This window comes from Stenotrophomonas sp. Iso1 (assembly GCF_027497995.1).
Taxonomy (GTDB): domain Bacteria; phylum Pseudomonadota; class Gammaproteobacteria; order Xanthomonadales; family Xanthomonadaceae; genus Stenotrophomonas.
Genome location: NZ_JAODBT010000004.1, coordinates 253693 through 267788, shown reverse-complemented (window position 1 = coordinate 267788; position 14096 = coordinate 253693). Strand labels below are relative to the sequence as shown.

Genomic DNA, 14096 nt, shown 5'->3' with positions numbered 1-14096 from the left:
CAGTACGGGGGATGTTGCTGCTGATGGTGTGGGCACTGGCGGGCACGGCAACTGCCGGGCCGCCAGTGCCACTGCCACAGATTGATACGGCGCGGTCTCAGTTCGGCTTTGAGATACGCACCCGGTTTGGACAGAAAATCGAGGGGAACTTCCCGCGCTTTGAAGCATTGAGCACGCAGCTGTCTGATGGTCGCCACCAGGTGCGGCTGCGCATGTTTGCGCAATACGTGGAAATTCCGGACAAGCCCCGCTACACCGGATGGATGCGGGGCGAGGACTTCTTCGACGTCGCGCGTTACCCGCTCATCGAATTCCAATCTGACCCGTACTTGCCGGCCGTGATTGAACACGGCGGCGAAGTAGAGGGTTGGTTGACCATTCGCGGTATCAGCCGTCGTGAAACACTGCGTCTGGCAAAACCTGAATGCGCAAGGCCCGGCTATGATTGCGACCTCGTCAGCCGAGGTACCGTCCTGCGCGGTCGTTACGGCATGGACAGCTGGCAGATGGCTCTGGGTGATCGAGTGACCTTTATATTGCGTACGCGCCTTGTTGGCGCACCCCAACCGTGAATCCGGCAACCCGGCTTTTCCTGCTGTTGGCAGTGCTGTTGGTCGGTGGCTGCGCGTCGCTGTCACCACAGCAACGCGCGCGTGCCGAAGGCATCGCCATCTCGGCACGTTCGACCACCGTGGAATGCACGCAGCCGGACCGCTGCGCGCTGGACTCGCCGTTGCGCGCGCTCGGTGGCCGCGCCATGGCCGAATCCACCGAACAGGTGCCACGGCACTACGCCACCATCCTCGATGAGGGTGAGTTGTCGCTCGTGGCACGGCTGAACCTGTTGCGCAGTGCCACCCGCAGTATTGACCTGCAGACCTACATTTTCGATACCGACGACAGCGCGCGGCTGGTGATCGACGAACTGCTGGCCGCTGCCCGGCGGGGCGTCAAGGTGCGGGTGCTGATCGACCAGCTGTCTGCGATTTCCGATGTGCAGATGCTGGGCGCACTGTCCGGTGCCCATGCCAATTTCGAGCTGCGTGTCTACAACCCTGCCTTCGGCAAGGCCAAGCTCAATTATCTGGACTACGTCGGCAGCGTGTTGTGTTGCTTCCGCCGCTTCAACCAGCGCATGCACAACAAATTGCTGGTGATTGATGACGTAATCGGCGTGGTCGGCGGCCGCAATTACCAGGATGACTATTACGACTGGGATAGGGAGTACAACTTCCGCGATCGTGACGTGATGGTGGCCGGCCCTGAGGCGCGTGAGATGGCTGCCAACTTCCAGGCCTTCTGGGACGCACGGCGCAGTGTGCCGGCCGAACGGCTGAACGATGTCGGCAAAACGCTGCTGCGCGAGGGCGTGCCAGCCATGCCAGAAGCTGCGTTCCGCTACCCGGAGCGCATCGAGCGGGTGGATGCCGAAGCCTCCGACGCGGACTTCATCAGCCGCGAGTTCGTCGACACGGCGTTGCCGGTGAAGTCGGTGAGTTACGTGGCCGACCTGCCACGCAAACACCGCAACGAGCGCGAGGATGAACCGCTTGATGGCCAGCACCTCACCGAGCCCACGCTGGATGCCTTGATCAACTCGGCGCAGAGCGAAGTACTGCTGCAGACGCCGTACTTGGTGCTGTCAAAGCCGGCGCAGAAGTTGTTCAAAGGCCTGCGTGCGCGCGAAATGCCGCCGCGGGTGGTGGTTTCCACCAATAGTTTGGCGGCGACCGACAACCCGGTTGTCTACGCACTGTCCTACAAGTACAAGCGCCGCAACCTGCGCGAGCTGGGCTTCAACATCTACGAGTACAAACCGTTCCCGCTGGATGCGCCGGTGGACTACCAGAAGCTGGTGCCGGCACCGCTGGGTAACATGGACAAAAGCACCTCGCGCGGCAGTGTAATTGGCGGCAGCGCGGCCGGCAGCAACGTGCGCGGTAGCGGTTCGGGGCGCAAATCCACGCCCGGCGGCAGCGAAGTGGAACGCGAAGTGCTGCGTACCGAAACCCGGCCCTCGTTCCTCAGCACGCGACCGGCCAACCGCCCGGTGCCTGTCACCCGCCAGGGTGCGCGCATGGGGCTGCACGCCAAGTCACTGGTGGTGGACCGCCGCATCGGTGTGATCGGTACCCACAACTTTGATCCGCGCAGCGAGAACTACAACACCGAAGGCGCGGTGATCATCAACGACCCGGTGTTCGCCGAACAACTGGCGCAAAGCATCCTGCGCGACATCCATCCGGACAACTCCTGGGTGGTGGCACCCCGGCAGAAAGCGCTGGTGCTGTCTGGCCTCAATTACAGCCTGGGCAAGGCGTCGGAAGCGTTGCCCGTACTCGACTTCTGGCCTTGGCGTTATGCCACCGACTATGAATTCCAGCCTGGCCCGGAATGCCTCACACCCCTGCGTCGGCAAGACCCGCGCTTCCACGCCTGTTACATCGCAGTGGGCGATTTCCCCGAAGTGGACGTCGGCCCAAAGTGGTTGCTGGTGCGCATGCTGACCGCTTTCGGTGCGGGCCTGGTTCCGATTCTGTAAACAAGCTCTCCCTCTCCCCAACAGGTCATACGCATGTCCCGAGTATTTCGCGCGCCGGTTGATCTACAGCAGGTCAATACACTCAGCCGTGGCACCTTGATCGACCACCTGGGCATTGTTTTCACTGCAGCCGGTGATGACTGGATCCAGGCAACGATGCCTGTGGATGAGCGCACCCGCCAGCCTTACGGTCTGCTGCATGGTGGCGCTTCGGTGGTGCTTGCCGAGACGCTGGGCAGCAGCGCAGGCAACCTGTGTGTGGACCCGGCAAGCCAGGTCTGCGTGGGGTTGGAGATCAATGCCAACCACCTGCGCGCCGCACGTGAGGGCGTGGTCACCGGCACCGCTCGCGCGCTGCATGTGGGCCGTACCACGCAGGTGTGGGAAATCCGCATCGAGAATGAAGCCGGCAAGCCGGTGTGCATTTCGCGGCTGACGTTGGCGGTGGTGCAGAAGTGAGTGAAGGGCGGTGAGATAGGGCAGGGGCGGTTTTGCTCTGGCGGCCGCTGCGGCTCAGCGTTCGTTCTCACCTTGCATCTTCACTCGCTGCTGTCTTTCATTGTCATGTTCCGGACCCAGCTCGCCAGCGCGGCGGCCGGCAACGCCGGGGTGAAGTGGAAGCCTTGCGCGATGTGGTAACCCTGCGCGCCCAGCAGCTGTAGTTGCGCCTCATTTTCCACACCCTCTGCCACCACTTTCAGGTGCAGGCTGTGGCCGATGTGGGCGATGGCCTGGGTCAAGGTGCTGGTCACGCTGTCGTGGACGATGTCGTGGACGAAGCTGCGGTCGAGTTTGAGTTCGCTGATGGGCAACTGGCGCAGGTAGCTCAGGCTGGAGTAGCCGGTGCCGAAGTCGTCCATCGACAACCGTACGCCCAGCGCATGCACCTTGCGTAGCGTGCGCAGCGTGGTGGGGTCGGCGTCCAGCAGCACGTTTTCGGTGATTTCCAGCGTCAGATCCGAGGCGTCGAGCGATTCATCGCGCAGGATCTGGTCGATGGTGGCTGGCAAGGCCGGGCTGTGGAAATTGGTAGGCGAAAGGTTCACCGAAATCGACGGCACGACCAGGCCTTCGTGGCGCCAGCGACTCAGTTGATGGCAGGCTTCCTTCAAGGCCCATAGACCCAGTTGCCCGATGAGTCCGGTTTCTTCGGCCAGTGGAATGAAACACACCGGGGATACGTCACCCAGTCGCGGGTGGTTCCAGCGGGCGAGGGCTTCGACGCTGTGCAGGTGCCCGCTGGCGATATCAATCTGTGGCTGGTAGTGCAGCTGCAGTTGCCCTTGGTCGAGGGCTTCGCGCAGGGCGGTTTCCAGCCCCAGCCGTTCCTGCGCGCTGCGGTCCATCTCGCTGCTGTAGAAACGTGCGTGGCTGCGGCCGCTGTGCTTGGCCTGGTACATGGCCATGTCGGCGTGATGCAGCAGGCTTTCCATGTCGCAGCCGTCGTCAGGAAACACGCTGATGCCGATGCTGGCCGAAGGCCGTATCTCTACATCGCCCAACTGCAGCGGTTGCCCCAGCGCCCGCAGGATGTGCTCGCTGCGTTCGCCAGCGGCCAGACCGTCGCAAACGGCGAGTACCACCACGAACTCGTCGCCGGACAGGCGCCCGACGATATCCATCGGCCCGATTTCCTGCTGCAGCCGCCGTGCCACGGTGCGCAGAAGTTCATCGCCCCCGGGATGCCCGAAGGAATCATTGACCTGCTTGAAGCGGTCCAGGTCGATGAAGAGCATGGCCAGTGAATCGTTCCGGTGCTTGGCGGAGGCGATCGCGTTGTCGGCCTGCGCATGCAGCAGACTACGGTTTGGCAGGCCGGTCAGGTCGTCGTAGAACGCCAGCCGACGGATGCGGTTGCGCGCTTCTTCGCGCTCCAGCGCCAACGCACACAGATGCACGATCACCTCCACCAAGCGGCGGTGGAAGGTGTCCGGGTCGTGTGGTTGCCGGTAGTAGAAAGCGAACGTGCCAAGCACGCGGCCATCGCTGGCCTTGATCGGGGTGGACCAGCACGCGGCCAGGCCGTACTGCAGGGCGATATGGCTGAGGCCTACCCAGTTCGGGTCGCTGGCGATATCACGCGACAGCACCGGTTCGCCACTGTAGGCGGCACTGCCACAGCTACCGCTATGGGGGCCGATCATCAGGCCGTCGACCTGCTTGTTGTAGGCATCGGGCAGACTGGGTGCGGCCAGCGTGCGCAGCCGTCCATCCTCCAGGCGCAGCACCGAGCACAGCACCTGTGGCGCGATCCGCTCCACCTCCGCGCACATCTGCTGCATCAGCTCGACGGTGGGAACCTCGCGGACCATGGCGTCGAGCATCTTGTACTGCAGTACCTCGTGCACCTTGGTGCGGGTGATGTCCATCAACACGATGACCAGGTTCACCAGCGCGCCGTAGTCATCGAAGATCGGGTTGGTACTGACGGAGCACCACAGGGGTTGCCCATTCTTGCGGTAAACGTGCTCATCGGCCTGGATCGGGCGGCCTGCACTCAGGCGTGACGCATAGGCGGCAACGTGCGCGGACCAAGAGCCATCCGGTACCAGCAACGTTGGCACGTACTGTCCCAGCGCTTCAGTATCCAAAAAGCCGAACAAGCGCCGGAAGCCCTTGTTCAAATGCACGATACGGCCTTTGGCATCGGTGATCAGCACGGCGCTTTGGGTTTCATCGAAGCCCAGTGACAGCAGCCGCTCACGTGCCTGGGTCATGCGCCGCGCGGTGACATCGGTCACCAGCGCCATGCGGATATCGCGACCACCGCTGTGGATCTGCGACAACGTGACGCTGATCCAGCAATGGCCACCGTCCCTGCGGACCAACTGGATGTCATGCGGCGTCAACGCCAATTCCTGCACCCGGTTGCTTTCACCGGGGTAGAGGCGGGTGTCGTAGCGATCGCGCATGGACAGCGGCGCCAGCATGCCAAGGTTCTGGCCCAGCACTTCCTTGCGTGACCAGCCGGAGATCGCTTCCATGGCGTGGTTGAAGTACAGGATGCTGTTGCACTCATCGAACAGGATCACCCCGTTGCCGATCTGCTCCAGCGCCGTGGAAAAAAACTGCAGCATGTCTTCGGTCGACGACAAGAGCTGCCGGTCCATCGTTCGCCCCCTTGGCTTGAGATCCGGTTTTACACCTTATAGCGTCCTTGCGGTGTGTGCTGTGCCGTGCCGGCCAATGGCGCAGGGCGCACGCACACGGCCCCGCGCCCTGGCGTGCGCTGCCGTACGTTTCCGGGCCTGCGGCGCAGGTACTGGCGACGGCGTCCCCGCGCTGGCGGAAGCCTGACCGCATCCGGTATCGTGCGCGGATGAAATCCCCCCGTCCCGCCCGCCAAGGCGGCGTGCTTCGCGTGTTCCGTTACCTGTACCGCGTTCCGCTGTTGCTGGTGCACATCGTCCTGTTCCTGCCGTTGATCCTGCTGCTGATGCTGCCGCCGTTCGGGCGCATGGGAGGGCCTGCCGATCCCCTGGAGCACCGGGTGGTGCGCTGGTGGTCGAGTTGTTTGATGTGGATCTTCGGCTTCCGCCTGCATCGCTACGGCCAGCCCTTGCCGGGGCCGGTGTTGTTTGTGGCCAACCATGTGGGCTGGGTGGACATCAGCATGGTTCACAGCCAGCAGATGGTCGGCTTCGTGGCCAAGCGCGAGATCTCCGATTGGCCGGTGGTGGGTTGGGTCGCCAGCCGTGGCCACACCATCTATCACCAGCGCGGCAATACCGAGTCGCTGGGCGGGGTGATGGAGGAGATGGTCAAGCGCCTGCAGGAGCAGCGTCCGGTGGCGGTGTTCCCGGAAGGCCGCACCCGTGGCGGGCATGAAGTCGGGCCGTTCCATGCGCGCATCTTCCAGGCTGCCGTCGTGACCAACGTGCCGGTGCAGCCCATCGCGCTGCGCTACGGCGAGCGTGGCAACGCCCAGACCCTGGTCGCGTTCGCGCCGGGCGAGAGTTTCCTCGGCAATTTCCTGCGGTTGCTGGGCGAAGCGCCGCGTCGGGCGGAAGTACATTTTCTGGAGCCCATCAGTGGCTCGGACCTGGAAGGCCGCCGCCGCATCGCGGAGACCGCGCGTGCGCGTATCGTGGCGGTGATGGAAGGGCCCTGAGAGGATGGCGGTGGTCAACGTCGCATCCAAGCGCACCGGTGCAGCATGCACGGCATGTTGAACGCTGCCGATTACCAGCCACCGCGGTGGCTGCGCAATCCACATCTGCAGTCGATGCTGGCCTCCAGCCGGGTGCGGCTGCGTCGCGGCCAGCAATTGCTGGCCGGTACTGGCGCGGTCACCACCGAGTTGTTGCTGGACGGCGGCGACGGCGTGCGTCTGCAGGCCTGGCACAGCCGGTTGCCGGATGTGGTCCCGGTCGGCATGGCATTGCTGCTGCATGGCTGGGAAGGCAGCGCCGAATCCAGCTACATGCGCATGACTGCGGCACACATGCTGCAGAACGGCTTCGAGGTGGTGCGGCTGAACTTCCGCGACCATGGCAATACCCATCACCTCAACCCCGGTATTTTCCATTCCTGCCGGATTGAGGAAGTGGTCAACGCCGCGGGTGATATCGCCGCACGTTTCCCGATGCTGCCGCTGGTGGCTGCCGGTTACTCGTTGGGTGGCAACTTCGTGCTGCGGTTGGCCCTGCACGCGCCGGCGGCCGGTGTGCCGCTGCGGCACGTGGCCTCGGTCTGCCCGGTGCTGGACCCAGCGGTGACAATGGACAGCATCGAACGCGGGCCGGTGATGTACGACTGGTATTTCCGCCGCAAGTGGACCGGCTCGCTGCGGCGCAAACGCACGCTGTTTCCCGAGCTGGCTGATTGCGATGACACCGTACTCAAGCTGGACATCCGCGCGCTGACTGGCTGGCTGGTAGACCGGCATACCGACTTTGCCTCGCTGCAGGATTACTTCGACGGCTACTCCATCGCCGGGCAGAAACTGGCCGGCCTACAGGTGCCAGCCGCCATCTTGATGGCGCAGGACGACCCGGTGATTCCGTTTGCCACGTTCGACGAATGGCAGCTGCCGACGCACGCGCATCTGCAGATTGCGCGTTGGGGCGGGCACTGCGGTTTTATCGAAAACCTGCGTGGCGACGGCTTTTCCGAGCGCTGGGTAGCGCAGCAGCTGGCAGCGGCGATCCACGGCTGAACCGTGGTGCGGTGGACATCGCCGTTACAATGCGTTTTTTGCGCTCACGCTGGACCGCCATGCAAGACAAGATCATTGAAGCCCTGCGCCGAAACGCCGCTGATGAGGGGGTGACCCTGGCCCGTGAATGGGCGGCCGCCGAACCGCAGCAGGCGCAGGCCCACCGCTGGCTGGCGCTGGCGCTGCAGCAGCAAGGCCAGCTGGCCGATGCCCAGGCCAGCCTGGAGCAGGCTTTGGCGCTCGCGCCGGACGATGCCGCACTGCATCTGCAGCAGGCCGGCCTGTTGCTGGCGCTGCGCCAGATTGCCGCTGCGGGTGAGGCGCTGGAGCGCAGCACCACGCTCAACCCCAATGAATTCTCCGCCTATCTGATGCAGGCGCACCTCGCGCTGGCCCGTGATGATGCTGACGAGGCCGACCGCCTGGGCCGCATGGCCGCGCGCGTGGATCCGGACAGCCCCGAGTTGGCCGGTATCGAGGGCATGGTCGCGCTGCGTCGCGGCGATGTGGATCGCGCGCTGAGCGTGCTGTCGGCGGCCAGCCAAAAGTTGCCCAACGACCCGCGTCTGCTGCACGCGCTGGGCTTTGCGTACCTGGGCAAGGACATGCTGGCCTTTGCCGAACAGGCATTCCGCCGCGTGCTCGAACTGAGCCCCGGCACCCAGGCCCTGCGCGGTCTGCTGGTGCAGCTGGCCTTGCGTCAGGGGCATATCGACCGCGCTGCCGAAGTGATGCGCGAGGTGCTGGCAAATGAAGGGGGCGACAGCCCGGGCATGCGTCGCATGGCCGGTGAGCTGGAGCTGGCCTCGGGCCAGCCACTGCAGGCGCTGGAGTACCTGCGTCCGCTGCTGAGCCAGCTGCCGGGCGACCGCGCCACGCTGCAGATGCTGCTGGTGGCCTGGCAGCGTCTGAGCCGGGACGAAGAAGCGCGCACCGATCTGGAAGCCGCGCTGCTGGACAACCCGCAGCTGCATGACCTGTGGCTGGCACGTCTGGCCGTGGCGCCGGTGGGCAGTGATGAAGCGGTGGACGTGGTCGATCGCTGGCTGGCTGCGATGCCCGAACACCTGCCGGCGCTGGAAGCGCGCATGAGCCTGCACGACATGAACGAGCAGGCCGACGACGCTGAAGCCATCGCGCGTCGAATCGTGGCTTTGGAGCCGGGCCGCGTCAGTGGCGAACAACGCATTGTCGAAGCACTGCTGGTGCGCGAGCCCGCCGCTGCGGTGGCGCATGTGCAGGCGTTGTTGGACAGCAGCCCGGAGGACGCGCATCCGGCGCTGCGCACTTGGCTGGGCAGTGTGCAGGACCGTGCCGGTGATCCGGCTGCCGCACTGGCCACCTGGCTGAGCCTGCACGAAGCATTGGCGCCGACACGCCTGCCGTTGCCGCCGCAGGCCAAGGCCCCCGGCGAATGGCCGGCACTGGGTACCGTGGCTGAAGGCAATGCAACCCGTCCGATGTTCGTCTGGGGCGCGCCGGGTTCAGGCGTGGAGCGCGTGGTGGCGGTGATGAATGCCGGCAGCCGCGTGCTGCGCGGTGACCGTTTCGGCCCGACCCCGCCCAACGATGGCTTCCAGAACTTCTTCACCCTGCAGCGCCTGGCAACGGATGCGCTGAGCCCTGAGCAACTCGTGCAGCAATGGCGCGAGCAGTTGCCGTCGCGTGGCATCGAAGACGGCAACGTCATCGACTGGCTGCTGTGGTGGGACAACGCACTGTTGTGGGCACTGCGCCCGCAGCTGCCGGAAGGCCGCCTGATCATCGCCATCCGTGACCCGCGCGACATGCTGGTCGAATGGCTGGCACTGGGCGCGCCGGCACCGCTGGCGCTGACCTCCTCCAGCGAAGCAGCACAATGGCTGGCCCGCTCGCTGGAGCAGGTGGCCGAGCTGCACGAGCAGGATCTGTATGCCCACCTGCTGTTGCGCACCGATGATGCGGTCAATAGCCCCGCCGCCATGGGCGCACTGCTGGAACAGGCCTTTGGCCTGCAGTTCCCGCCGGTGCGCAGCCTGGGCCCGGGTACCATCGAGGCAGGCCATTGGCGCAAGTACGCTCAGGTGCTGTCGGCTGAGTTCTCGCGCCTGACCCCGGTTGCGGTGCGTCTGGGTTACCCCGAAGTTTGATCCAAGGAACCACAATGAAACTGGACAGCCAAAGCTTTCAAAACACGCAGCCGATCCCGGCTGAGTTTGCGGCCGGCGATGCCAATGGCTTTGCCGGCAACCGCAATCCGCAGTTGGCCTGGAGCGACGTCCCCGAAGGCACGCGCTCGTTCGCGCTGGTGTGCGTGGACCCGGACGTGCCGACCGTGCCGGAGCTGGTTGGCCGTGACGATGTCAGCATCCCGTTGGACCAGGTGCGCGGCGACTTCGTGCATTGGGTGATGGTGGATATTCCAGCCGACGTGCAGCACATCGCCGCTGGCAGCTGCAGCGAAGGCTTCACCCCACACGGCAAGACCGAGGTGGCTGGCCCGGCCGGCGCACGGCAGGGCATCAACGACTACACCGGCTGGTTTGCCGGCGACCCGCAGATGGCCGGCACCTACTTCGGCTACGACGGCCCGTACCCGCCGTTCAACGACGAGCGCCTGCATCGCTACTTTTTCCGCGTCTTTGCGTTGGATGTGGAAACGCTGCCGGTGGAAGCTGCCTTCACCGCCGCTGATGTTTACCGTGCCATGCAGGGCCATGTGTTGGCGGAAGCCGCGATCCACGGCACCTATACGCTCAACCCGGCACTTTGATGTAGTGCCGAGCGATGCTCGGCAGCTGCTCTCCCGGTGGGGCGTGGCTCCGCGCTACAAAAGCAGCAGCAGAAGAAAGGGCGCCTTGCGGCGCCCTTTTTGTGTCGCTTCGCAACGGTGAATTACTTCACCAGTTCCGAGACGACCACCATGTCCAGTACGTAGGCCTGCGACGGCGCATCGGCCGGCGGGTTCTTGATCTGGAAACGCTTCAGGCGCAGTACGTTGCGCACGCCCACCTCGTGGGTGTAGCCCTCGATGTTGCCGTAGAAGTTTTCATACGCGCCGCGCTTGCCCTGTTCCAGGCCCTTGTCGTCGTACTTCACTTCACGTACCTGCAGGCAGGTGGCGTCCTTCATCAGCGGGTGCGGGCACGGCTTGGTCTGTGCGTCCACTTCCATGAAGACCTGCTCGCCGGCGCCGCCGTAGCGGGTTTCAGCGGTCGGCTCGGCGCGGAAGGTCAGCACGTCGCCGGTGGCGGTTGCCAGGGTCAGGGTGGTGGCGTCCAGGGCGCGTACCGTCAGCTTGCCCTGCAGGCGCTGGCTGAGCAGCGCGTCCAGTTCCATCACGCCCGGCTCGGCGCAGGCCTTGTTGGTGGACATCAGGTTGCCGACGGTGAGGGCGTCACCTTCCAGCGTGTAGCCGCCACCCATGTTGTTGCAGGTGTTGCTGGCGCCAACGCGGCCGTCCTTGAAATCAAGCGTTACCGGCTTGTCCGCGCGCACGAACAGGCCATCGATGCGCTTGCCGCTGGCGTCCACGGCGTTGTCCAGCAGCCAGTGGTTGGCGCCCAGCTGGCTGGCGTCGATGCTGGCTGCCGGGGCAGTCGCGGCGGGGGCGCTGTCGGCCGGCGTGGCTTCGGTCTTGGTGGTGTTCGGCGGGTTGCTGCAGGCGACCATCATGGCCACGGGCAGGGACAACAGCAGGATGCGCTTCATGTTCAACTCCTTTGGAGCATGGGTAGGTTCGGGACGATAAACGGCCGCGTCAGAAGACCGGGGTTGCGCTTGTCGCAACGCATTCAGTTTCCAGCAGGCAAAAACAGCAGCAAGCCGATGCCCAGCGCGATGCGGTATAGCGCAAAGCCCGTGAAGGGGCGGCGTTTGATGTAACCCAGCAGCCACTTCACCACGACAAAACCGGTGACCACGGCGGCGGCAAAGGCCACGCCAACGTCGGTCCAGTTCTCGCTGCCCAGTTTTCCGTCTTTGGCAAGTTCCAGGAACGCGTAGCCACTGGCCGCGAACATGGTGGGAATGCCGACCAGGAAGACAAATTCGGCGGCGGCGGCGCGGCGGGTCAGGCCCAGCAGCATGGCCAGGAAAATGGCTGCCGCCGAGCGCGAGGTGCCCGGGAACACGCCGGCAACCACCTGGGCCAGGCCTACGGCGATGGCGATCTTCCAAGTAACGGTGTCGCGGTCGGGCATGCGTGAGGCGAAATGCTCGGCGACCAACATCCACCCGCCGCCGATGACCAGCGCCCAGGCCACCGGGGTGACGGTTTCTGGCAGTTCCCAGCCGGCCAGTCGCACCGGCAGGCCGACCAGGGCGGTGACCAGGAAGGCCACGCCGAGCTTCATGACATAGTCGCGGTTTTCGCGCTCACCCAGCCCGGTTGCCAGCGACCACAGCCGCTGCCGCAGTGCCAGGGTCACGGCGAAGATGGCGCCGGCCTGGATGACGATATTGAAGAAGTCCGAGCGGTTGCCGAGCCAGTGCTGGGCGATCAGCAGGTGGCCGGTGCTGGAAATGGGGAGGAATTCGGTGAGGCCTTCGAGGATGCCCAGCAACAGGGCAGAGAGGAGGTCGGACATGGAAAGGAATGAGAGAAAAGGCCGCCACAGCATAGTCCATTCGATGTTACGCACCAGTTTGGTGCTTCATTTCACAAGCGCACCATGAAGGTGCATTGTTCGGGTGCCAGCGCAAGTGTGTATTCAATAAAAACAACAACTTGGAAGTATTTAAAAGTTGGCACACAAGTTGCTGAAGTACAGTCACATCATCAATCCACCCGAGGTTCCACCCGATGTCCCTGGAAAACGTTGAGAAGCTGATCAAGGACAACCAGATCGAGTTCATCGACCTGCGTTTCGTCGACATGCGTGGTATTGAGCAGCACCTGACCTTCCCGGCTTCGATCGTCGAGCCTGCGTTGTTCGAGGAAGGCAAGATGTTCGACGGCAGCTCGATTGCCGGTTGGAAGGGCATCGCCGAATCGGACATGGTGCTGCTGCCGGACGCTGACAGCGCCTACGTGGACCCGTTCTACGCCGATCCGACCCTGGTGCTGATCTGCGACGTGCTCGACCCGGCCACCATGCAGGGCTACGGCCGCTGCCCGCGTGGCATCGCCAAGCGCGCCGAGTCGTACTTGAAGTCCTCGGGCATCGCCGACCTGGCGTTCTTCGGCCCGGAGCCGGAATTCTTCATCTTCGATTCGATCCAGTTCGCCAACGAGATGGGCCACACCTTCTTCAAGATCAACTCGGAAGAAGGCGCATGGAACACCGGCAAGAGCTATGACGGCACCAACACCGGTTACCGTCCGGCCGTGAAGGGTGGTTACTTCCCGGTGCCGCCGACCGACTCGCTGCACGACATCCGTGCCGAGATGTGCAAGGTGCTGGAAAAGGTGGGCATCGAAGTCGAAGTGCATCACCACGAAGTGGCCAATGCCGGCCAGTGCGAAATCGGCGCCAAGTTCAACACGCTGGTGACCAAGGCCGACGAACTGCAGCGCATGAAGCACGTCATCAAGAACGTCGCTCACCGCAACGGCAAGACCGCCACCTTCATGCCCAAGCCGCTGGTCGGTGACAACGGCAGCGGCATGCACGTGCATCAGTCGCTGGCCAAGGGCGGCGCCAACCTGTTCTCCGGTGACGGCTACGGCGGCCTGAGCCAGATGGCGCTGTGGTACATCGGCGGCATCTTCAAGCACGCCCGCGCCATCAACGCCTTCACCAACTCGGGCACCAACAGCTACAAGCGTTTGGTGCCGGGTTTTGAAGCCCCGGTGATGCTGGCGTATTCGGCCCGCAACCGGTCGGCATCGTGCCGCATTCCGTGGGTGTCCAACCCGAAGGCACGCCGCATTGAAATGCGCTTCCCGGATCCGATCCAGTCCGGCTACCTGACCTTCACCGCGCTGATGATGGCCGGCCTGGACGGTATCAAGAACCAGATCGACCCGGGTGCACCGAGCGACAAGGATCTGTACGACCTGCCGCCGGAAGAAGAGAAGCTGATCCCGCAGGTTTGCTCCTCGCTGGACCAGGCGCTGGAAGCACTGGACAAGGACCGCGAGTTCCTCAAGGCCGGTGGGGTGATGAGCGACGACTTCATCGATGCCTACATCACGCTGAAGATGAAGGAAGTCACCCAGTTCCGCGCGGCCACGCACCCGCTGGAATACCAGCTGTATTACGCAAGCTGAGTTCAGGTGGCGATGACGAAGGGCTCCCCTCCCACCTTCGTCATCGTCACCGCTTTTGTCGCTGGGGAGCCACGAAAGCGGTCTGAAGCAACACGCAAGGCAATACCAGCGGCAAGAGAAGCCGCACGCGCGTCATGGGCCGTTCCTCCCTCCCGCGTCACTGCTGCCGCCACTATCAAGCGTGGTGGAAGCAGCGAGGCCCA

At 64.1% G+C, this 14096-nt stretch carries 11 protein-coding genes; 8 read left to right on the top strand and 3 right to left on the bottom strand.

The window, feature by feature from the left end:
• Positions 1-23 precede the first annotated feature (23 nt).
• Genes PAN08_RS16385 through PAN08_RS16375 form a run of 3 tightly spaced genes read left to right on the top strand, consistent with a single transcriptional unit; the run spans position 24 to position 3001 of the window.
• A complete protein-coding gene (locus PAN08_RS16385) occupies positions 24-572 on the top strand; it encodes a YceI family protein (protein WP_269792656.1) in 549 nt (182 codons plus the stop codon).
• Entirely contained in the window at positions 569-2542 is a 1974-nt protein-coding gene (locus tag PAN08_RS16380) for a phospholipase D family protein (protein WP_269792584.1), read from the top strand. The genes PAN08_RS16385 and PAN08_RS16380 overlap by 4 nt, the downstream gene beginning before the upstream one ends.
• Positions 2543-2575: 33 nt before the next feature.
• Positions 2576-3001 (top strand): hotdog fold thioesterase, encoded by a 426-nt coding sequence (locus PAN08_RS16375; RefSeq protein WP_269792583.1) that lies wholly within the window; start codon positions 2576-2578, stop codon positions 2999-3001.
• An 80-nt stretch (positions 3002-3081) separates the two neighbouring features.
• Here the strand turns inward: PAN08_RS16375 and PAN08_RS16370 are convergent, their stop codons facing one another.
• Positions 3082-5652 (bottom strand): EAL domain-containing protein, encoded by a 2571-nt coding sequence (locus PAN08_RS16370; protein WP_269792582.1) that lies wholly within the window; start codon positions 5650-5652, stop codon positions 3082-3084.
• A gap of 209 nt (positions 5653-5861) precedes the next feature.
• Between PAN08_RS16370 and PAN08_RS16365 the strand changes: the two genes are divergently transcribed.
• Genes PAN08_RS16365 through PAN08_RS16350 form a run of 4 tightly spaced genes read left to right on the top strand, consistent with a single transcriptional unit; the run spans position 5862 to position 10452 of the window.
• Positions 5862-6653, top strand: coding sequence for a lysophospholipid acyltransferase family protein (locus tag PAN08_RS16365; RefSeq protein WP_269792581.1), 792 nt, complete (start codon positions 5862-5864; stop codon positions 6651-6653).
• A 57-nt stretch (positions 6654-6710) separates the two neighbouring features.
• On the top strand, positions 6711-7700 hold the full coding sequence (locus PAN08_RS16360; protein ID WP_269792655.1) for an alpha/beta fold hydrolase: 990 nt from the start codon (positions 6711-6713) through the stop codon (positions 7698-7700).
• A 59-nt stretch (positions 7701-7759) separates the two neighbouring features.
• A complete protein-coding gene (locus PAN08_RS16355; protein ID WP_269792580.1) occupies positions 7760-9829 on the top strand; it encodes a tetratricopeptide repeat protein in 2070 nt (689 codons plus the stop codon).
• Between the two features lie 14 nt (positions 9830-9843).
• Complete coding sequence (locus PAN08_RS16350) at positions 9844-10452, top strand: YbhB/YbcL family Raf kinase inhibitor-like protein (RefSeq protein WP_269792579.1); 609 nt, start codon at positions 9844-9846, stop codon at positions 10450-10452.
• A 122-nt stretch (positions 10453-10574) separates the two neighbouring features.
• Here PAN08_RS16350 and PAN08_RS16345 read toward each other — a convergent pair whose 3' ends face one another.
• Positions 10575-11390: an META and DUF4377 domain-containing protein gene (locus PAN08_RS16345; protein ID WP_269792578.1), complete on the bottom strand. Its 816-nt coding sequence runs from the start codon at positions 11388-11390 to the stop codon at positions 10575-10577.
• An 83-nt stretch (positions 11391-11473) separates the two neighbouring features.
• Positions 11474-12268: an undecaprenyl-diphosphate phosphatase gene (locus PAN08_RS16340; protein ID WP_269792577.1), complete on the bottom strand. Its 795-nt coding sequence runs from the start codon at positions 12266-12268 to the stop codon at positions 11474-11476.
• A 215-nt stretch (positions 12269-12483) separates the two neighbouring features.
• Here PAN08_RS16340 and glnA point away from each other — a divergent pair, with 215 nt between their 5' ends.
• On the top strand, positions 12484-13893 hold the full coding sequence (glnA, locus tag PAN08_RS16335; protein ID WP_269792576.1) for a type I glutamate--ammonia ligase: 1410 nt from the start codon (positions 12484-12486) through the stop codon (positions 13891-13893).
• Positions 13894-14096: the final 203 nt, after the last annotated feature.